General features: G+C 40.3%; 20 protein-coding genes. 8 read left to right on the top strand and 12 right to left on the bottom strand.

Features of this window, described 5'->3' with window-relative positions; translation table 11 throughout:
- Window positions 1-24: 24 nt before the first annotated feature.
- Entirely contained in the window at window positions 25-2,208 is a 2,184-nt protein-coding gene (locus AB1Z56_RS16455) for a DPP IV N-terminal domain-containing protein (protein ID WP_426789678.1), read from the bottom strand.
- A gap of 265 nt (window positions 2,209-2,473) precedes the next feature.
- A complete protein-coding gene (locus AB1Z56_RS16450) occupies window positions 2,474-3,202 on the bottom strand; it encodes a 3-keto-disaccharide hydrolase (protein WP_309366065.1) in 729 nt (242 codons plus the stop codon).
- A gap of 41 nt (window positions 3,203-3,243) precedes the next feature.
- Between AB1Z56_RS16450 and AB1Z56_RS16445 the strand changes: the two genes are divergently transcribed.
- The 3 genes from AB1Z56_RS16445 to AB1Z56_RS16435 all read left to right on the top strand — a co-directional run bounded on the left by AB1Z56_RS16445 (window position 3,244) and on the right by AB1Z56_RS16435 (window position 5,171).
- The gene (locus tag AB1Z56_RS16445) at window positions 3,244-3,642 is read left to right on the top strand and encodes a dihydroneopterin aldolase (protein WP_426789677.1); all 399 of its coding nucleotides are present in this window, start codon (window positions 3,244-3,246) and stop codon (window positions 3,640-3,642) included.
- 78 nt (window positions 3,643-3,720) lie between these two features.
- The gene (locus AB1Z56_RS16440) at window positions 3,721-4,431 is read left to right on the top strand and encodes an AAA family ATPase (RefSeq protein WP_309366063.1); all 711 of its coding nucleotides are present in this window, start codon (window positions 3,721-3,723) and stop codon (window positions 4,429-4,431) included.
- 296 nt (window positions 4,432-4,727) lie between these two features.
- The gene (locus AB1Z56_RS16435) at window positions 4,728-5,171 is read left to right on the top strand and encodes an Hsp20/alpha crystallin family protein (RefSeq protein WP_075994089.1); all 444 of its coding nucleotides are present in this window, start codon (window positions 4,728-4,730) and stop codon (window positions 5,169-5,171) included.
- Window positions 5,172-5,329: 158 nt separating this feature from the next.
- Here the strand turns inward: AB1Z56_RS16435 and AB1Z56_RS16430 are convergent, their stop codons facing one another.
- Window positions 5,330-5,767 carry an acyl-CoA thioesterase gene (locus AB1Z56_RS16430; RefSeq protein WP_309366062.1) on the bottom strand — a complete coding sequence of 146 codons (438 nt, stop codon included), beginning with the start codon at window positions 5,765-5,767 and terminating at the stop codon, window positions 5,330-5,332.
- Window positions 5,768-5,884: 117 nt separating this feature from the next.
- Here AB1Z56_RS16430 and AB1Z56_RS16425 point away from each other — a divergent pair, with 117 nt between their 5' ends.
- From AB1Z56_RS16425 to AB1Z56_RS16410, 4 genes are all read left to right on the top strand, one after another.
- Window positions 5,885-6,388 (top strand): RNA polymerase sigma factor, encoded by a 504-nt coding sequence (locus AB1Z56_RS16425; RefSeq protein ID WP_426789676.1) that lies wholly within the window; start codon window positions 5,885-5,887, stop codon window positions 6,386-6,388.
- Window positions 6,378-7,019, top strand: coding sequence for a hypothetical protein (locus AB1Z56_RS16420; RefSeq protein ID WP_309366060.1), 642 nt, complete (start codon window positions 6,378-6,380; stop codon window positions 7,017-7,019). The genes AB1Z56_RS16425 and AB1Z56_RS16420 overlap by 11 nt, the downstream gene beginning before the upstream one ends.
- Window positions 7,020-7,226: 207 nt before the next feature.
- Window positions 7,227-8,879, top strand: coding sequence for an ABC1 kinase family protein (locus AB1Z56_RS16415; protein ID WP_313268523.1), 1,653 nt, complete (start codon window positions 7,227-7,229; stop codon window positions 8,877-8,879).
- Window positions 8,880-8,955: 76 nt separating this feature from the next.
- A complete protein-coding gene (locus AB1Z56_RS16410; RefSeq protein WP_309366058.1) occupies window positions 8,956-9,741 on the top strand; it encodes an SDR family oxidoreductase in 786 nt (261 codons plus the stop codon).
- 63 nt (window positions 9,742-9,804) lie between these two features.
- On the opposite strand, the gene AB1Z56_RS16405 is transcribed toward AB1Z56_RS16410, so the two are convergent.
- Window positions 9,805-10,398, bottom strand: a complete 594-nt coding sequence (locus tag AB1Z56_RS16405; protein ID WP_309366057.1) for a YceI family protein — start codon at window positions 10,396-10,398, stop codon at window positions 9,805-9,807.
- Window positions 10,399-10,502: 104 nt separating this feature from the next.
- A complete protein-coding gene (locus tag AB1Z56_RS16400) occupies window positions 10,503-11,090 on the bottom strand; it encodes a Crp/Fnr family transcriptional regulator (RefSeq protein ID WP_309366056.1) in 588 nt (195 codons plus the stop codon).
- A 247-nt stretch (window positions 11,091-11,337) separates the two neighbouring features.
- On the opposite strand from AB1Z56_RS16400, the gene AB1Z56_RS16395 reads away from it, so the two are divergent.
- Window positions 11,338-11,877, top strand: coding sequence for a GNAT family N-acetyltransferase (locus AB1Z56_RS16395; RefSeq protein ID WP_426789675.1), 540 nt, complete (start codon window positions 11,338-11,340; stop codon window positions 11,875-11,877).
- A 5-nt stretch (window positions 11,878-11,882) separates the two neighbouring features.
- Here the strand turns inward: AB1Z56_RS16395 and AB1Z56_RS16390 are convergent, their stop codons facing one another.
- The 7 genes from AB1Z56_RS16390 to AB1Z56_RS16360 form a co-directional block, all read right to left on the bottom strand.
- A complete protein-coding gene (locus AB1Z56_RS16390; RefSeq protein ID WP_309366054.1) occupies window positions 11,883-12,284 on the bottom strand; it encodes a DUF1634 domain-containing protein in 402 nt (133 codons plus the stop codon).
- A 69-nt stretch (window positions 12,285-12,353) separates the two neighbouring features.
- A complete protein-coding gene (locus AB1Z56_RS16385) occupies window positions 12,354-13,187 on the bottom strand; it encodes a sulfite exporter TauE/SafE family protein (RefSeq protein ID WP_088162862.1) in 834 nt (277 codons plus the stop codon).
- Between the two features lie 231 nt (window positions 13,188-13,418).
- A complete protein-coding gene (locus AB1Z56_RS16380; RefSeq protein WP_426789674.1) occupies window positions 13,419-16,526 on the bottom strand; it encodes an efflux RND transporter permease subunit in 3,108 nt (1,035 codons plus the stop codon).
- A gap of 21 nt (window positions 16,527-16,547) precedes the next feature.
- Complete coding sequence (locus tag AB1Z56_RS16375; protein ID WP_309366052.1) at window positions 16,548-17,609, bottom strand: efflux RND transporter periplasmic adaptor subunit; 1,062 nt, start codon at window positions 17,607-17,609, stop codon at window positions 16,548-16,550.
- Between the two features lie 19 nt (window positions 17,610-17,628).
- Window positions 17,629-18,963, bottom strand: a complete 1,335-nt coding sequence (locus AB1Z56_RS16370; RefSeq protein ID WP_309366051.1) for a TolC family protein — start codon at window positions 18,961-18,963, stop codon at window positions 17,629-17,631.
- Between the two features lie 179 nt (window positions 18,964-19,142).
- Window positions 19,143-20,522: an ATP-binding protein gene (locus tag AB1Z56_RS16365; protein WP_426789673.1), complete on the bottom strand. Its 1,380-nt coding sequence runs from the start codon at window positions 20,520-20,522 to the stop codon at window positions 19,143-19,145.
- A complete protein-coding gene (locus AB1Z56_RS16360; protein ID WP_426789672.1) occupies window positions 20,519-21,205 on the bottom strand; it encodes a response regulator transcription factor in 687 nt (228 codons plus the stop codon). The genes AB1Z56_RS16365 and AB1Z56_RS16360 overlap by 4 nt, the downstream gene beginning before the upstream one ends.
- Between the last annotated feature and the right edge of the window lie 137 nt (window positions 21,206-21,342).

Here is a 21,342-nt window from a genome sequence, read left to right as displayed (position 1 = left end):
GTGAATCTTCTTAATTTTTAAGCATTAAGAAGGATTTTTGAGATGCTGATTAAAGTAGTCAGCAATTTTTTCGTACATGTGGATCCGGTCTTTACCCATCACATTGTGTTCATGGGTAGGATAGAGGAAGTAATCCACCTGCTTGTCGGCTTTGATACAAGCTTCTAAAAATTCCATGCTATTTTGCTGTACAACGACAGGGTCCTGTGCACCGTGGATGATCAATAATCTTCCTTTCAGCTGATCGGCTTTATTGAGCAGAGAAGTCAATTTATAACCTTCCGGATTTTCTTGCGGCGTGTCCATGTAGCGTTCTCCATACATAACCTCGTAAAATTTCCAGTCGATTACAGGGCCTCCGGCAACGGCAGCTTTGAAGATGTCGTTATGGTGCAACATGAAAGAAGTGGTCATAAAACCGCCAAAACTCCATCCAAAAATTCCCATGCGCTGTTGGTCAACAAAGGATTTTGATTTAAGGAATTCAATTCCTTTCATCTGGTCCGCCATTTCGTTTTGACCGAGGTTGCGATGCGTAGCGGTGTAGAATTCACGACCTCTATAGTTTGTGCCGCGATTGTCCATGGTGAAGACGATATATCCTTGTTGTGCCATGTACATGTCAAAATAACCTGCTCCACCAAGCCATTTATTGGAAACAAGCTGCGAATGTGATCCGCCATATAGGTAGTACATGACCGGATATTTTTTTGCCGGATCAAAATCATTTGGATAAATGATACGTCCTGTTAATGGGTATTTTCCATCCGCGGATGTCAACTGTACAAATTCGATTTTAGGATCATTAATTTTTCCCGTAAAAGGGTTTTCAGCGTTGACTAAAGTTGTTTCCTTAGCAGATTTAACTTCCTTGATTTGAATTTTATTCGGTGTTTTTAAGTTGCTATATTGATCGTAGATATATTTGCCATCGTCACTTAAAGATGCATGGTGCATACCCGATTCATTTGTTAATTGAGTCGTTTTTCCTGATTTTAAATCGACTTCGAATAACTGGCGATCCAAACCGCTATTGGTCACTCCGGTATAACTTACTTTGTTGCCATCAGCCGAGAAGTCGAGCAAGGTTTCCATGACGATATCTTTATAGCCTAATTTTTTAATCAAATTGCCCTCGGTATTGTAAAGGTAAAGCTGATTGTAGCCGTCCTTATCGGATTGATAAAGAAATTGATCAGGTTTGTTTGGTAGAAACGTCAACGGGTTTTCTGGTTCCACCCAGGTTGTTGCAGTTTCTTCAAATAAGGTTTTGACCAAGGATCCGTTTTCAGCATTGTATTTGTTGACTTTAAGGTCATTTTGGCCACGGTTAAGGAGTCCGACGTAAATGTATTTTCCAGATGGATCCCAGGTAACCATGGTTAAGTATTGCTCTGAATGCTCGCCGGTTTGAAGGGTTACCTTTTGTCCCGTCGTGGTATTATAAACGATCAAAGAAACTTCCTCTGATTTTTGTCCCGTCATTGGGTATTTTATCCATTTGATGTCCGCAATTTTAGCGCTCCATTGCGGTAAAGGATAATTGGCAACCATCGTTTCGTCTTTGTGGTAGTACAGCAGTTTGTCATTCTGGTTGTTCCACCACATTCCTTTCTTGATGCCAAATTCTTGGCGGTGTGTATAATCGCTTCCGTTGACAATCCCTTTATCTGTATCGTTGGTTACAGCAGTAATTTTGCCGTTTTTGTCAATAATTACGATGTTATTGTCCACTAAATAGGCAATTTTTGAAAAATCAGAACTTAACTCGCGGTTAGCTCCTTTATTGTCGTTGCCAATAAAGCTCTCAATATTTTTTGATTTAATGTTGTAAGCTACAGTGTAGGTTTTATCTTTTCCTTCAACTTGGAGTACTAGTGAATTTCCGTCGCGCCATTTGTAGTCATAAGGAAATTGACGCAGATTGAAAGTTTCAGTCGGAATGGCCGCTTTTAATGCTGTTTCGAGGTCTGTTTTAGCGACCAGATTCGTTTCATTCCAGTTGCCAGAGGCGCTTTTGGATAGTAGATTCTGATACGATTTATCGAGATAGGAGAAGGTGTTGGATTTTGGTATCCACGATGCTCCGGCTATCGATGTCGGTGCATAAGTGCGGGGGCCAAAGACGGTTTCTTCTAAATTGAGGTTGCGTTGTGCATAGCTGCTGATGGAGCTTGCCAACAAGAAGAATAGCGCAATTCTTTTCATTAAACTTTAATATTGTGTGAATGTTTATACTCAACGGCATAAGTGAGCCCGTTTTCTATGGTTATTTGCGCTTCATTGATCTACACAGCTCGGGCTTGGAAGCCTGTTTCGGTAGGGAATTAAGGGCACAACGAGCTCATTACATTCCGTTTGTTTTTAATTTTATAGGGCTAAATTAGGGAAATAGCCCTATAAAACCTAATACAGAATTGTTGCTTTTCTAACTAAAATTGTTTGCTGTGAAGCTTTAATTCTTGCTGCAAAGCTACAGTTTACGTAGCCAGATGTTTCTGAATTGGACCAAATCACCATGATCCTGCAGTATAATTGGGCCTGGGCCGTGGCTTATTTGTTTTGGTAGACCTATATATTCTGTGGTACCGTCGATTTGGGTATTGTTTTGTACAACGACTCCATTATGTAAGACCGTTACTGTTCCTTTGTTGGTCAATATTCCATCTTTATTAAATTGGGGAGCCTTATAAATGATATCATAGACGTGCCATTTGTCTGGTGCAATTACTTGCGCCAGTGGTGGACGTTGTTTGTAGAGACTACCTGCGCCGCCATTGACATAGGTAGGGTTGTTATTGTTGTCCAGTACTTGAATTTCATAAAGTCCTTGCAAGAAAATTCCGCTATTGCCTCTGCCTTGGCCTTCGCCTTTGATCACTTCGGGGCTTTTCCACTCCACATGCAATTGGAAATCTGTAAAGTTTTCGGTGGTTTCAATAGCTCCTGCGCCCGGTTTCACTTCGAGCACGTTGTTGGCAACAGTCCAGCTGGCATTCCCTTTCTCGCTTTTCCATTTGCTGAGGTCCTTGCCGTCAAAAAGGACAATAGCATCACTTGGAATACCATGATTGATCGTTAATGTCGGTGGCACCGGACTATAATATTCGGTGTCGCTAGGTTTCATATTTGTTTGTGCCTGTAATGCCGTGGCACCAAATAAAAGTGCTATTGCTATCGCTGATGATAAAGAAAAGTTCATCTGTTGGGTTTTTGGTATGCCTAAATATACAAATAATCCCAATGTTTGGAACAATTTCGTTAGGTTTGTGCATGGCAACCATTTTACAGACAGTATCGTTGAAAGAAGCTCGGTTCTATGCGCCTATAGGTTACTATGAAGAAGAACAGGCGCTTGGTAATGAGTTTTTTGTTTCTATTGACGTTTGTTTTCCATTTTTGAATGCTGAAACGGAGAATTTGAAAAATACACTCAATTATGAAGAGCTTTACCAGATTACCGCCAGCGTCATGCAGCCTAAACGCAAACTGCTAGAATCTGCAGCTTCGGAAATATTGGATCAGATTAGGGAAAACGTTTCCCATGCGGTGACAATTGAGGTGGTGATACGTAAATCGAATCCTCCTTTCGGAGGAGATCTTTCCTGCTCCCAAGTTAGCCTCAAATATTTTAAGGATTAAAACCAAACTGGACCAGCTGTATATCGAACGGAAGATCTAGGTTTGTGGTCGGTTACCTGATAGTCTTAAATGAACATTATGAATATTTACGATCTTGTCATTGCTGATAAGGAAAAGATAGCATTGGAAGACGTTTTCTTGGAAGAAGAAAGCCGTCAGAAACTCCATCAGCTGATTAAAGAACATCGTTATATCAAAGAGCTTTCACAATACGGTCTGCCGGTTAGCAATAAGATTTTACTGCATGGTTATTCTGGCTGTGGAAAGACAACAACGGCGAAAGCGCTGGCAACTGCACTAGAGAAACCAATTTATGTGTTGAATTTGAGTAACCTCATTTCTTCTCGTATTGGGGAGACTTCGCAGCATATTAAACAGGTTTTTGATAAAGCAGGGCGTGAAAAAGCGGTTCTGTTTTTAGACGAATTCGATCAGATCGGAAAAGCGCGGATCAGTGAAGAAAAAGATGTGGGGGAGATGCGGCGTCTCGTGAATACCATTATACAGCTGATCGATTATTTTCCAGCTGAGGCGGTGTTGATTGCGGCAACGAATCATCCCGAAATATTGGATACAGCCATTATCCGGCGTTTTCAACTTCGTTTAGCTTTTGAACTACCGAGTACGGTACAGCTAGATGCCTATTATGATAAACTATTTACGCCATTTCCACATTATTCAGATGGCGTTCCACGACGCTATGGGATCTCCTACGCGGAAGCCAAGGACTATATTTATAATGCGGTCAAATCCCTATTGATTGCTACGCTTGAACAACATAAACCTTAACGGTTTTTTGAGTAATGCTGTTCATAAAAAAATAACAATTTGTGATAAACTGTTTTCCCTCTTACACGTTAATCTATGTAAGGGGCTGTCCTTGCATGGGGAGGGGGCGATGACAAATAGGTCACTCACTCGTAGCAAAATAGCTTTTGTTTAAGTCAAAATGGCATTTGTTTTTGTTTTAAAGTGACATTTTGTCTTTTAAATAGGGGTGGTACGTTAATTGAATATCACCTTTCAAATAGTTAGAACAAAAAAGCTTAACAACAATAAAACAAAAAATTAGGAGGACACAAAAAATGGCATTAATTAAATTCCCGACAAAAAGTTTAAACACTGATGCAGTAAATCCATTTGTAAATACTGTATTCGACAATTTATTCAATGATAACTTTATCTCAGATCGTTTGGTATCCCGTGTGCCAGCGGTAAATATATCCGAATCCGAAAAATCATTTAAAGTTGAAATGGCAGCACCTGGATTGGATAAATCTGATTTTAAAATCAATGTGGATAAAAATCTAATTACGATTTCAGCTGAGAAAAAAGAAGAAAGTGTGAGTGAAGAAAAATTATACAGCAAAAAAGAATTCAATTACTCTTCATTCTCACGGTCATTTACATTACCAGAGACGGTAGATTACAGCAATATCGAGGCTGCCTATGAAGGTGGGATATTAATTTTGACTGTTGGCAAGAAAGAAGATGCAATCATCGCAAAACGTTTGATTGAAGTGAAATAACTCAACAACACACAAGAAATAGTTCATTTTGGAAATGACCAAAAGGTGAATAAAAGACAATAGTTTTTAGGTTTAGTTTATGTTTTAATCCCTCGGAATTCCGTTTGTGTTCCGAGGGATTTTTCTTTTATAAGGACAGTCTTGATTTGACGGAAAGACTATTCGGTTTCCTCATAGTTTGCAGATCGGGGAATTCTGGCAAGATAAGGCTCCATCTCTTCTGGCAATTTCGTTAATTTTCGCTTTTGAAGGTCCAGCCAGGCACCATCGACGTTGACGGTACAGCATAAAACTCCGTCATCACGAAAAACCTGATGTATAAATGAAAAACGACTATTTGTTTTATTGTATTTTGTCAGTTCTACTTTTACCTGTACATATTCATCTAAATGGACTTCTTTAAAATAGATAAGTTCCTCCCTGAACAAAATCGGGCCGATATGAAATTCGGCAAATTTATCCAGCGAAAAACCCATTTTGTTCAACATATTACTGCGGGCCTGTGCACAAATATCAGCATAAGCAGAGTGTCGCATATGTCTATTTGCATCGATCTGCGCCCATATAACCTGGCCTTGATAAAATATATTTTCCATAATCTTCTACGATTAGCCTCTTTTTTAACAACAATTTACATATTTTTAAATAAAGCTGTAACACTTTGTTTGTTTGCTATACTTATTACCTAAATATATTTAAAGAAAAATCGCTAGGTGAACCCATCGGAAACAGAATTTCTTCTACTGATTGACGAGAATAAAGGTATTCTTGTTAAGGTGAGCCGTATGTATATGGATGATCATGAGGGGCGGCAAGATCTGTATCAGGAGATCGTCTATCAGCTGTGGAAATCCTATGGGACATTTAAGCAACAGAGTAAATTTTCAACATGGATGTACCGTGTCGCCCTCAATACCGCAATGGTATTCTTAAAAAAAGAAAAGAAACATCAGATTTATGATGTGTTAGAGGAACGGCACGATTTTGCAGAAGAAACTTATGACAGCGATAAAGACGAGCAGCTAAAAGTCTTTTATCAGGCGGTTCAAGAACTCAATGCAATCGAAAAGGCGCTTATCTTTTTGTTTTTGGAAGGTCAGAGCCATCGCGAGATTGCAGAAAATCTGGGTATATCGGAAGTCAATGCCCGCGTAAAATTAAACCGCACGAAGGAGCGAATTCAACAAATCATTAAAAAATACAAGTATGAATTTTGATGAGTTAAAAAAATCTTGGCAGGAACAGCCTACAGATGAGGATTTACAGAATCCAAATCTCAAATACTATAAGGAAGTCGGCAATATCATGAGCAAACTCCGCAAGAATATCAAACGCGAGTTTATCTCTTGGGTCGTTTGTATGGGGTTTCTGTTTTTGGTTCCTATTTTGCCGATATATAAGATTGAAGGTTATGCAGCATTTGCGTATTACTTTTTTATCGTACAAATATCGTTATCAAGTCTTTTATATTACAGGAGGTTCTTTTATTTGGTAAAGAGCACGAAAAAGATCGAGTTGTTGGCTTCTAAAGAACACTTGCTCAAGCTGTATTACGATTTGAAGTATGCCGTAGAGACCTATCGTATTGCGGCCTATGTGATGATCCCGCAAGCTTTATTTTTGTATCTTATTATGATAGCACAGAGCCGAACTACCGTATGGTTTGATCGATTATACCATTTCAAGGAAACTTTTGAAAAAGAACCCAACTTTATTGTTTGGATGATTCTTTCCGCAATTATCTCTATCATCCTTGTTTTTGGTCTGACAGAAATTATGATTCGTTGCTATTACGGTAGATATATCACACAGATCAAGGAGAAATTGGATCAAATGGAGACGGAATAGTTTACTGTATCCCCTTATGTCTGCAGTGCTGCTGAAGACTTGGATTTTCTAGTCAAAATGATTAGAACCAAAATAGGTAAGGTTTTTGTTTCATATGCTTATTCATAGTTTTTTTAGTCCATATGGAATATCCGCTTCGTTTTTATAAGTGTTTGTGTTTTGGGGCATGGATATTTCGTATATTGTTATCGAAAACCATTGTCCGTTATGTATAATCCGACAAAGAAGTTACAGCGCAGTTCCCAGATCCTAAGTATATTGGCCAAGTATGGTTTTAAAGATGCGATCGCTCGATTGCCGTGGAAAGGATCCAGATCAGCCGTAGAACAAGCTATTGACGTCGATAATATCAGTGTTTATGCCCGTATTCGCATGGCGCTTGAGGAACTCGGTCCTGCTTTTATCAAGCTTGGTCAATCTGCTTCTACGCGGGAAGGATTGTTGCCCAAAGATCTTGTTGATGAACTTAAGCGCCTTGAGGATAATGTTCCGCCTTTTGAAGTTGATGTTAGATCTTATCTGGCGGAAGAACTTGATCTGGATATTGAAGCGCATTTCCAGGAGATTGCTGCCGAACCTTTTGCTGCTGCCTCTATTGCGCAGGTGTATCGCGCGACTTTAAAAGATGGAACCCAAACGGTTTTGAAAGTCCGCCGTCCGGGCATTGATGAGGTTATGCGCGTTGATCTGGCACTCATGCGTGATATTGCCAAAATTCTGACCATGTACAATGATGCATTGGAAAACCTGAATCTTTCGCTGATTGTTGAGTCTTTCGCAATGACTTTGCAGGAAGAGATGTCTTTGGTGATTGAGCGGCATAACATTGAACGTTTCGCAAAAAACTTTAAAGGGAATAAGCTGATTAAAGTGCCTCAGGTTTATCCTGAACTCTCCTCAGATCGTGTTCTATGCATGGAATATCTTGATGGTTTCAAGGTAACCGATGCCGTGGAAATTAAGCGCCGGGGAATGGATGTCCAGACATTGGTAAAAAATGGAATCAATTTGTACCTGGAGCAGGTGATTATTCATGGTTTCTTCCATGGCGATCCCCATCCCGGGAATATGATGGTGATGCCAGATGGGCGGATCGCTTTTTTGGATTTTGGAAATATGGGTAAATTATTGGGCATTGACCGTAGGCAGCTTGAAGAATTTATTCAATCGGCGATTTCCGAAGATGCTGTCCGACTTGCAGACGTGATTGAAGATGTTGCTGTGGTTAGCCATATTCCAGATCGTAATCAGTTTGAACGATCTCTCTATGAGATCTTTGATATGATCGATAATGTATCGCTCGGCGATCTGAGTTTAGATTTATTGTTTAATAAATTGTGGAAAATCATTGGTGACAATCGCTTGTACTTTCCGGAGTATATCTATCAATTGATGCGGGGCATCTCCTTGATGGAAGGTATCGGGCGCCAATTGTATCCTGATCTCAATATTATGGAGAGTATCAAACCTTTTGCACGAAGGATTATGATGGAGCGGCTCTCTCCGGAGGCCATCTTCAAAAAAGGAAAACATAAAATTGAATCTTTTGCACGCGATGTCGAAAAACTTCCAGAGGATATGCGCGCTCTTGTGCGATTATTTCGGACAGGAAATTTCACACTCAACCATCGCCTGATCAGTGCACGATCCTTTAATACAATCCTCCGCAAAGGTGTCAATCGCATCGTTATTGGTATTATGTTTATGTCGCTCAATCTATTGGGCGGAATGGTTATCGTGGCAAGGGTAGAACCACAGTGGTGGGGGATCCCTGTATTTGCTTGGATATGTCTGGCGTCGGCATGGGTCTTTGCTGTCTATTTATTTATTGCTATGATCCGTGCCAAAGATAATGACTAATCACATACATATATTAGGTTGAGCGAAACCTTTTGGTTTCGATTGAATATAAACAACAAACGGAAAACAAGAAAGTATGGAAATCAATCTACATGGGAAAAAAGCATTAATTGGAGCGAGCTCTGCAGGTATAGGTGCGGGGATTGCCCAGGTGCTCGCTTCTTGCGGTGTGTCGGTAACACTGGCTTCCCGTCATGAGGAAAAGTTACAGCGTACCTGTGAAGGTCTTGACAGGTCAAAGGGACAGATTCACCAATATATTCTGGTGGATTATAACGATCACGAAGCCTACAAAAAACAGATCGAACATTATTTTCAATCAAATAAGGTCGATATATTGATCAACAATTCAAATGGCCCTCAAGCGGGCACCATAGACCAAAAAAATCTAGCGGATTACCAGCACGCTTTTGAACTGTTGTTTCAAAACCACTGTTATACGACCTCTTGCGCGCTGCCTTATATGCTGGCAAACGGATATGGCCGTATTATTAATGTTTCTTCTTCTACTGTGAAAGAACCGGTGTCCAATTTAGTATTGTCCAATACAATTCGTACAGCATTGATTAGTTGGAGCAAATCGCTGGCTGAGGATGTCGCCAAAGACGGCGTGACTGTCAACAGTATCTTAACGGGTTTGTTTGATACGGATCGCATTCAGTCATTAACTAAGCTAGATGCGCAACGTTTGGGTATATCCTATGGGGAGGCACTGCAATTGCGGTTAAAACAGGTTCCTGCACAGCGCTTGGGTAAACCCGAAGAATATGGTTATCTCGTCGCTTTTCTCTGCTCGGAATATGCTAGTTATCTAACTGGTACAAATATTCCGCTGGACGGCGGGATGTTAAAAGGCTTCTAAAAAGACGGGTATCCTATGTGAAATAGGATACCCGCCAAGTTTGTGTGATTTATTATTTTTCAATTAGTTCAATACCAATTCGGTATTTACAATGATATCCACATCAGAAGCTACGGCTTCTACACCGGAAGGTAATTTGTCATTGTATTTCATACCGAAATCCTGACGGTTAATTTTTGTTTTAGCAGTAAAGCCCGCACGTGTTTTTCCCCAAGGATCAGTAATGATTCCGCCATTTTGAGTCACGTCGAAAGTTACTTTTTTCGTTACATCACGGATCGTCAAATCTGCTACCATAATATATTTTCCTTTTACTTTCGCATTTTTAAAACTGATAGACTTTAATGTCATTTTAGGGAATTTTTCCGCAGCAAAGAAATCATCGGTCTTTAAGTGGTTGTCACGGGCAGCGATACGTGTATCGATGCTATTGACGTCGATGGAGAAATTAACTTTGGCATTGTTAAAACCTGTTCCTGTTGCAGTTTCAACTGTACCTTCTACCTTTGTGAATTCACCGTCAACAAAGCTGATTCCAAGGTGTTTTACATCGAATCTTGCATTTGTATGCGCAGGGTCTGCAGACCATTTTACTTGTGCTACAGCAACATTAACCATTAATACTGCTACAGCCAAAATTTGGAAAAATTTATTCATGTTGTTTTCTTTTTTATTTATCTAACTTTCAAAAGTTCAAAATGTTTGTTTGAACAAGCTTTTGCAAAGGTGGGATAAACTAACAAAGAAAAAATTGATGTAGGTCAAGAATTTCTTTTAGGCTTCAATATTTGCCTTTTTAGCCGGCTTAAAAACTCTTGCGTGACACCAAGATAAGAAGCTAGTTGCATATTGGAAATTCTCGGATAGATTTTTGGATATCTTTTGATGAAATCTAGGTAGCGCTCCTGCGCTGTAAAACCTATGCCTGAGATAATACGGTGCTGAGATGCAATCTGGGCGCGTTGGGCCATTATCCGCGAGAGCTTTTCAAAGATTGGATGGTCTTCGTAAAGCTTGTCTTTATCTTTTTTGGAAAGGGTCAGCACGATGGAGTTTTCCAACGCCTGGATGTTTTGCAGTGCCGGTTCCTGATAATTAAAGCTGGCAATATCACCAATCCACCAATCTTCAATCGCAAACTGTAGGATATGTTCAATGCCATCAGCAGTGACATAGAATGATTTAAATAAACCACTGATCACGTAGGCTTCATAGTGACAGACTTCTCCCGCCCGGAGAAAATATTCTTTTTTCTTTATTTTCCTTACTTGATAACGTGAAACAATGTCATCAAGCTCTTCTTCGGTGACATCAATACGTTGTTTTACAAATTCCTTGAATTGTTCCATTTGGCTGTAAAATACGAAATTTTGCGATGCTAATTTAACAAGCTCACATATTCCAGTCAATTCTGATGTAAAATCATTCAGCAGCTGATAACTGCTTAGCTTGTAGTTTTATCATAAGTGCCTTGGAATCGACATTTTGGTGTAATATTTGACTGGATATTGTCGTAATTCAGATAGTTTCATCAATAATTGGTATCTTCTGTAGGAATTAGAATATTTTGAATCGCTAAAACTATAAATGTGTCTCATGAAGTTTGTCGCACCCAACACACTTGAAAACGATAAGGTCGTATTAAGAATTATTGAACCAGCGGATTTTGATACGCTTTACGAGGTTGCCAGAGATCCTCTGATCTGGGAACAGCATCCCAATAAAGACCGATGGAAAGAAGATGTTTTTCGTGGATTTTTTGAAGGTGCTTTGGCAAGTAAATCTGCCTATTTGATCTTGGATAAGACAAGTGGTACTTGTATCGGATGTACGCGGTATTATGGGCTCGATGAAACCGAAAAATCTATTTTTGTTGGGTATACTTTTTATGCGCGTGCTTATTGGGGAGCAGGGATCAATCCCCTGGTGAAAGAGATGATGTTTGATTTTGCATTCAATTTTGTCGACAGGATTTATCTGCACGTTGGTGCGGAAAATTATCGTTCTCAGAAGGCGGTGGAGCGCTTGGGCGCAATTAAAGTGGCTGAAAAGATGGTCAGCTATGTGAATGAGCCTGAACGTAAAAATTTTGAATATGCATTGGAGAAATCTACTTGGCTGCGGGCCAAGAGATAAGCCTATTATCCCTTGACGCCACTGAGTATACTGCCTATGATGACTGTTAATACAATCAGCGTGATGATAATGTAAAGTCTATCTTTTTCGATTACAAATCCAAATAACGAACCAATCACACGTACGATAGGGGTGCAGATCAATAGCAGCACACCGAGTTGTATAATCTGTGGAATGTTTTGGCTAAATGCACCTGTAATAATTCCGGTAATTGTTGTGTTGGAATTTCCCTCGCCGACAAAATCTCTATAATTCGGTACGGCGTCCTGTCCATGAACAATGAGATAGAGGATGCCACCGAGAATAAGAATGGAAGAAGCTAGTATAACACCTATGCGTAAAATTTGCCCTACTAAAAGCGAGATGTCCTTGTCGCCCCAATAGTGTTTCGAAAATACTTGTTTCATTTTGAGTAATTATTTCCTTCATCGAAGGACGTTGCAAAACTAAAATCTTAAACCGTGTAAACTATTGTTTTAGAATTTATGTTGGAATCCGTTGAAGATCATCTCTAATGCCACCAATGTAATAGCGACAGCGAAAATAATGCGTAAAGTCTTCGGATTCATTCGTTTTAAGAGCTTGGATCCTGTAATGGCACCACATAAAACACCCAGGATAACCGGAAAAGCAATACCTGGATCCATATACCCTCTTTGTAAATACACGACCGCAGAAGCCGCTGCGGTGACACCGATCATAAAGTTGCTCGTTGTGGTACTGACTTTAAAGGGAATTTTCATCATGCTGTCCATCGCAAGTACTTTAAGGGACCCCGAACCGATTCCTAGTAGGCCAGAAAGAATTCCTGCAACCCCCATCAAAGAGAATCCTCCCGCTATGTTGGTCAGCTTGTAAGGAATTAATTTTCCATCAGCAGGATAGGTACTGTTCAGCTTCAATTTTTCCGCCAAGACCGAACCGCCGGAAAGTGCATGTTCGTTTTTCTTACGCACCGTCATTGCCGCTGAGAAGATAAGTACAACACCAAAGATGATTGCAATGGTATTCGTTGGCATGTAAATGGCAATAACAGCGCCGATAACTGCTCCAATGGTGGTTGCAATTTCAAGAAACATTCCGAGCCGGATGTTGGTGATGCCTTCCTTGACGTAAGCTGTAGCCGCACCGGATGAAGTCGCTATGGAAGCCAATAAGGCCGCTCCAATGGCATAACGTATGTCGACATGAAACAGAAGAGTCAATAAAGGGATGACAACGACCCCTCCGCCTAAGCCTGTCAGGGATCCTAAGAGTCCTGCTACAAAAGCACCCAGGAGGAGGATGATTGTAAAGGTGAGAATAGTCATAAATATGTGTTTGTTTGTGTGATCCAAAAAACAGCTGCTGCTTAATGGAAGGTAATTTGTTGTAAACTTAAGGGCTTTTTATTGCTTTTGAAACTTTAAAGCCGGAATAGATACAAATGTTACATCAAAAGTATCATCGAAAAAATGATACTGCCTATCGCTTCACAGCGTGAGGCAGTACCGATGACCTTTTAATGGTCTAAGTATATAGTATATAAAATATGGACAACCTTATTCAGCGATTGTTTGCTGTACCTTTTCTTTTCTGTTGAAGATATCATAGATGATTGGGAATACCAACAATGTCAATATCGTCGCTGAGATTAGTCCGCCAATGATGACGATCGCCAATGGTTTTTGTGATTCCGAACCTATACCGGTCGATAATGCAGCCGGCAATAGTCCGATGGAAGCCATCAAAGCCGTCATAACGACAGGACGTGTTCGCGATTTTACACCTTTGTAGATTGACTGGTCATTGGGTAGGCCATCTTTCTTGTTCTGATGGAATTCTGAGATCAGGATAACCCCATTCTGTATACATATCCCGAACAATGCAATCATGCCTACCCCTGCCGAAATACCAAAATTCATACCCGTTACGTGTAAAGCAATAATACCACCGATCAAGGCAAATGGAACGTTGGCCAATACAAGTAACGAATCCTTGATATTTCCGAACAGAATAAACAACAGGAAAAAGATGACGATCAAACTGATCGGTACAACCTGAGCTAAACGGTGTGTAGCACGTTGTTGATTTTCGAATTGTCCGGTCCAGCCAATGGAATATCCTTCCGGAAGCTTAATTTTGCTGACTTTTTGTTGCGCTTCTGCAATGGTGCTTCCCAAGTCACGGTCACGGATAGAAAATTTGATACCGATATAGCGTTTGATGTTGTCGCGATAGATAAAAGCAGCGCCATTATCTTTTTCAATGGTCGCAATGCTTTTCAGTGGAATCAAGGTACCATCACCACACGGAACCATCAGCTGTGCAATATCTTTTTCTGTTTTCCGATATTCGGGTGCATAGCGCAGTCGAATGTTGAATTTGCGTTCGCCATCGTATAAAATGGAAGCGGTCTTTCCACCAAAGGCCATTTCCAGTACCGCCTGTGCATCAGCTGGCAGCACGTTGAATGCAGCCATACGTGTCCGATCCAATACTACACTAACTTCAGGCTGGCCGATATTTAAGATAATACCAGGTTCTTTAATGCCTTGGATACCTTTGACCTGTGCATATACTTCTTTTGCGAGGCGGTCTAAAGTTGCGAGGTTGTCTCCAAAAATCTTGATGCCGTTTTCAGCTTTAAATCCTGCAACCGCTTCGGCAACGTTATCTGAAATAGGCTGTGAATAATTATAAGTGATACCCTGAAATTGCTTGAGTTTATGGTCCATCTCTTCGATCAGCTGATCCATGCTGATTTTACGCGTCCATTCCTCTTTAGGTTTTAGGGCTACAGCAAACTGGACAAAACCAAAGCCATTGGGATCGGTACCATCGTTGCTACGTCCTGTCTGGGAGAGCACACCGGTGACCTCAGGGAAGGTTTCCAACGTACTCTTTAACAGCTTGGTTGTTTTGACCGATTCACGTAAAGAAGTACTCATAGGCATTTCGGCAGTAACCCAAAGGGACCCTTCGTTTAATGTCGGTAAAAATTCTGTTCCCAAAAATTTTGCAGAAAACAAGACGGCCGCCAATAAAGCAATTGCGACGATCATACTCAGACGCTTGTTTCTGAATGTAAATCCAAAACCCTTGGCGACAATTCGATTCCAGAATTCAACAAATGGATTGTGCCGTTCTTTCACATTCTTATTAAGCAGAATATGTGAAAGAGCCGGAACTAGCGTCAATGTAAACAGTAATGCTCCCAATAACGCAAAACCCAGGGTAAAGGCGAGCGGCGAAAACATTTTACCTTCTACTTTCTGGAAGGAGAAGATAGGAATCAATGAGGTGATGATAATCAGTTTGGAAAAAAAGATGGCTTTTCCCAATCCGGTTCCTGTCTGTTTGATCCAGCCTGCTTTGGCCATTTTATTGAATTTCTCCATGCCAAGTTTGTGGGCCTGATGGTCCAGCATGACAAATATCCCTTCAACCATAACCACGGCACCGTCGATAATAATACCAAAGTCTACTGCGCCTAAAGAAAGCAAGTTGGCACTCATGCCTGCTAGTTTAAGGCATAGAAAGGCAAAAAGTAAGGCGAGTGGTATGATAATGGAAACAATAACCGTGGTGCGCCAGTCTGCCATAAAGAGCAGTACCATCAAGGTGACAAGCACGATACCTTCGATCAAGTTATGCATAACGGTATGTGTCGTGAAATCCATGAGGTTGTCACGGTCATAGAAGGTTTGCATCTTGACGTCTTTAGGAAGAATTTTGTTGTTGAGCTCGTCTATTTTCGCCTTTACAGCAGTCAAAACCTCTCTTGGATTTTCACCTTTCCGCATCACGATGGTTCCTGCTACCACATCATCATTCTTTCCAAAACCGGCTTGACCCACACGTGGCATCGCACTTTCTCTAACTTCAGCTACATTTTTGACAAATACAGGATTTCCTTTTTGGTTGATTACAGTGATATTTTCGATATCATTGATCGAGTTGACCAAACCAATACCGCGTACGACGTAAGATTGGCCACTTTTTTCGATGACATCTCCGCCAACATTCAGGTTGCTTTTGCTGACAGCATCAAATACCTGCAAAGGTGTTAGATTAAATTTGTCGAGTTTTATAGGGTCAGTACTGATTTCGTAAACCAAATCCTGTCCACCAAAAACGTTAATATCGGCGACACCTGGGACACCCCGTAAAGCGCGGTCAATGACCCAGGTCTGCAAAGTAAGGAGGTCGCGTGAATTGCGTTGATCACTGTGTAATGTATAACGGAAGATCTCTCCTGTAGGGCCATAGGGGGGTTGTACTTCGGGATCGACATCGTCTGGCAGGCTCACGGACCGCAAGAGGTTATTGACCTGGTTGCGAGCAAACGTATCGTCGACACCATCATCAAAGATGATTTTGACAATGGAGAGGCCAAACATGGTAGTACTCCGTATACTCGTTCTTTTTTGGACCGGACTCATGCCTAGTTCGATTGGTGTCGTTACAAAACGTTCGACTTCCTCGGCACTCCTTCCATTCCATTGGGTAATAATGGTTATTTGTGTATTGGTCACGTCGGGAAATGCCTCAATGGGCATGCTTTTGAAGCTAATGAAACCGGCAATAGCCAAAATACCGACCCAAATAAAGGTAAATGCTTTATTTTTAATGGAAAAGGCAATGATATTTTTAATGAATTTGTTCATTCGTATAAATGCTAAGACGGATTAATTATTCAGTGCTCTATAGATCAGAAGTTTGTTGTTGACAACAACTTTTTCACCTTCCTGTAGTCCCGTAGCCATATAGGTTGTCCCTTCGTTTTGTTTGATCGGTTGTATTTCACGAATCTTAATATCATTTTGGGATTTATAGATTAATACGAAATATTTGTTTTGATCGAAAATGACCGCGTCAGAAGGAACCGCGAGTGCTTCCGTATTGGAGCGATGCAATACTTTAATGGTCGCTTTACTATCCGGAATAAGTAAACCATCCTTATTGTCTAGTACTACCCGTGCCTGCATTGAATTCGTCTGCGGATCGATGATCTTAAATATTTTATCGATACTGCCCTGGAATTTTTTGTCCGGGTAGCTCAGGGTAGACACAACAGCTGGCATGCCCATACTAATCTTGTCGATATCTGTTTCGTTGACGTTAAGAATTGCCCATACATCTTTTGTATTGGCCACATCAAAGATGTTGTCGCTACGGTCACTACGCAACTGCATGTCCTTATTGATGTTCTTTTGGACGATGTAGCCATCGATTGGAGACACGACCGAATAAATATTGCCCGTACGGACATTGTAGATCTGACTTACGGCTTCTGAGCGACGAAGCTGTTCTTTGGCTTTGGTTAACTGTCCTTTTGCTTCCAGCATGTCTTTATCTGTGCTGAGTTTACCATTGTACATATCTTCAGCTACCCGGTAGTTTTTTTCAGCAAGTAATACATCGGTTTTGGCATCCGAAAGATCCTTCTGGATACCCGCAACTTCCGTACTCCTGATTGTGGCCAATACCTGACCTTTATGTACGTAGTCACCCAGAGAAACATTAACGGATACGACATTACCCCCAACAAGTGGGAAAATATCGATGTAATTGTTTTGATCGGCTGATATCTTTCCAAAGAAATTGAGTTCTTCGGTCACATTTTCTTTTTTTACCGTAGCAAAACTTGTCGATTTAAGCATCGTTTCACTAATTTCGAAACCTTTGACAATGGCTGCATTATCTGTTTCTTTATGATTTTGGCAAGAGTAAAGTAGTACTATTGCCACAGCGGCTATAAGAAGTTTTTTAGTTGGCATGAGTTGAATTGAATATAGAAGTTTGAGCCAGATAGTTTAATTGTTCGGCGTTAAGAATAATTTCCTTTTTCATATCGTAAAGCTTGAGAATAGATATGCGGTAGCTATCCATAAAATCGGTGAATTCAACTAAGGAAATATTACCTTTTTTGAAATTGTTGAAAATACCATCATAGACCACAGCAATGTCGCGTAGGTCATCCGGTGTAATGGTAAAATACTGGTTATATTGATTTTCCCAGGACAGATAGTTGGAACGTATCTGTGATTCCAGCAGCTGCCGTTGGACTTCAATATTTTTCTTTGCCTCTTCTTCGGCATATTTCGCTTTGATTACATTTCCTTTATTTTGTTTCCACAACGGGATCGGAATGGCGGCTGTGACATTGAGTTCATTATGGAATACACCCCCATTCTGGCTGTAGGAAAGGCCAAGATTAATATCGGGTGTATTTAAAGACTGTTGCCATCTAGTAAATAATTGAGAGTTTTCTGAGGTCTTTAAAGCAAATTGATAATCGGCATTGTTTTCCAGGGCCAATTGGTATATTTTGTCGAAAGGCATAGTCGGTTTTACGGCAAGTTCCTGATCTGCTTCTTCGTCTGTTAATTTGGGAAGCACATCTTCTGGGCTGGAAATAAGCACACGTAACTGCTGTTGTAGATTGATGCTATTATTGATCGCCGTCGTTTTTTCATTGTTGAGATCGATGGCCATTGTCTGCAGCCGGACTTGATCTTTCAAAGAAACGTTCCCTTTTTTTCCCTGTTCTTTATAAGCCGCGAGCAGATTGTTGAGATAATCCAGCTGAATTTTGATGTCGGCCAACTTATGCTGTTCAAAGTAAAGGGAGTAAAAGGTTGTACGGAGCTGCGCACGAAGACTTGCAAGCAACTGGCTAAATTGCAGCTTAGCAAGTTCAACATTTGATTTGGCAAATTCTACTTCATTTTTCTTTTTCCCACCGAGATAAATCAATTGGGATACGCTCGCTTCCTTGGATTGTCCAACATGAAATGCTTTTTTGTTCTGTGGATCATAAGCATTGACAGACATTTCCAGCTGTGGAAGATCCCAGATCCGGGCTTGTATTACATCTGCCTGAGCTTGGCTGATATCATATTGCTGGGCAAGTAAAGAAAGATTACTCTTTATAAATGCTTCCTCGCATTCTTGAAGTGTCATTTTTTTTCCTGAGATCTCACTTTGCTTTTTTCCAAGTGTACTTTCATGAATACTCGTATAATCTGTCTGTGGCGGTTTTTGCTGCGCAAAAGCCATACTATTGAAAAGCAATAAAAATATTAAAGGTTTCTTTGTCATGTCTATCAAAACTTATGTAACAAAATAACTGGTCGAATATTAAAAGCCCCTTAATAAATGCTTAAAAAAAGCTTAAAAACGCATGTTCTGCCAATAGGTAATGCTTCTGACGGATAGGTTTACTAGCGATATTTGATTGTCACAAAGGGATTTGAGACTGATATATTGCAATTTTGCTACTATCCTTCCTGGCTAGGAAACAATTTAAATAGTAATACAAAAGTATGTGTAGATTGTTTTAGGTCAGCTTGATATTCAATTGTTGCTTGATGGGATTGCATGATGCGCTGAACGATACGTAGTCCCAAACCCGAACCTGTTGTTTCGTTTGCATTTTCACCGCGGCTGAATGCATCAAAAATCCGCTTTTGATCAATTGTGCTCAGGGCTGGACCGGTATTGCTGAACAGTACTTTAAGCTCGCGCCCGGATTCCAGGATCATCACTTTAACCTCCCTATTATAAGAATAGAGTGCGGCATTTTTAAATAAGTTTACAAAAGCGATTTCAATCAATTGTGCGGAACAGAATATACTGAGTCTGGGGTCATCGATTCCGCCAATCGAAAAATCCAGTTGCAGGTCAGGGAATACCTTGGCTACCTTTTCATAAGCCATAAAGATAATTTCATCAATCCGCTCTTCCGTATAGGTCATTTTCAAACGTTCTGAATCGAATTTTGAAAGTAACATGAGCGAATCTGTTACCTCCGAAAGATGCAAGGTCTCCTTGGATATATTACGTAATACCTGCTTTACTTCTTCACTCAGCTGACTTTGATGGTAAAGGTTCTCCAATTGAAAGGACATTCGGGCAAGTGGCGTGCGTAGCTCGTGGGAGGCGCTGGAATTAAATTCTTTCTGTGATTCGAAAGCCGTCGAAAGTCGCAGCAGCATGGTGTTAAATGCGCGGGTTAGTACCGCAATTTCGTCGGTATGACCTGTATATTCAACAGGTTTGGTGAGTTTGCTGGCATTGATCTGTGTGATATTGTCTTTTAATTTATCGAGTGGGATCAACAGGCGCTGAATGAGTTTATAACTGAATATCCAGACCAAAACAGCACTTAGGACAAATAGTATCGTTAGGACGAGTGCTAAATGGTCCATTTTTTCATTTCCGGAATAATCCTGCGCTTTTACGATAATATAATAAGGCGAGCCATTGATGCGGTAATATTTGGCCAGTGTTTCATATTGGTCCTGATTGTAGAAGATCTGTCTTTCCTGATTAAGCCGGTTGATAATCGCTGCATTCCAGGTAATGGTCTGATCTTTAACGGTACTGAAGACTAGCTGCTTATTTTTGTCGAGAATGATAACATCTTCATAGAATAGGCCATCTTCGTCATCGTGAAAATAGTTTTTGTAAGACTGCCGGTTGAAATAAGGGTTACTGGCAATATAATGAGAAATATTGTCCAATTTATCAATCAGTCGCTGGCGAAATTGATCTTTACGAAAATCGAAACTAGCATAGTAGATAATCAACATCGCAATACCGAAAAGGACGGAGAATGCAATGCTAAAGCTAATCGCTATTTTCTTCTTTAAATTCATTTTTCTGCCGATAGATAATAACCAAATCCAGGCCGGGTATGGATGAGTTTATTTTCAAAGTTCTTGTCTATTTTCTTTCGCAAAAAGTTGATGTAAACTTCAATGGTATTCTGTGTTGTTTGAAATTGATTTTGCCATACTTCCTCCGAAATATGCTGTTTGGATAAGGTACGTCCTTTTGCCTGTGCTAAGATAAGCAGCAACTGAAATTCTTTTTGAGTAAGGTTAATTTCTTCATTGGCACGTAGCACACGGGCTTCCTCCGGATAAATGATCAGATCATCTATCACGAGTGTTGTTGTATCATTGGTTTCATTGTGTTGCTGTCGACGTAATAGGGAATAGATCCGCATCAGTAATTCGTCTAAGACGAAAGGTTTAACCAAATAGTCATCAGCGGCCCGGAGAAATGCCTCCTTTTTGTCGTCTATATCATCGTATGCTGAGAGAATAATAATTGGTGTAAAGGCATCATGGCTTCTTATCTTTTTACAGATCTCCAACCCATTGATTTTGGGGACGTTGATATCCAATAGGTAAAAACCATATTTCTTTTGGTGTGTTTTGGCCAAAAACTCAATACCATCAAAGGCTTGATCACAGGTAAAACCCTGGCTTAATAGGAAAGATCGGATCTCCTTAGAGAGTACCTTGTCGTCTTCGAGCAGCAAAATGTCTACCATACTTATATCTATTGTCTTTTCGTAAAAATAAACAAATTTTTATCATCCAATCAAGGAGATCTTTTCTTAGGACTTAATTTGGTAACATAAGATTTACGCGAAGAAATATGAAACAAAAAGAAATATAAGTAGATTCA

The sequence above is a fragment of the Sphingobacterium sp. WOUb80 genome (assembly GCF_050058145.1).
Classification (GTDB): domain Bacteria; phylum Bacteroidota; class Bacteroidia; order Sphingobacteriales; family Sphingobacteriaceae; genus Sphingobacterium.
The sequence above is the reverse complement of the archived record's forward strand: the minus strand, read 5'-3'. Positions and strand labels throughout refer to the sequence as shown.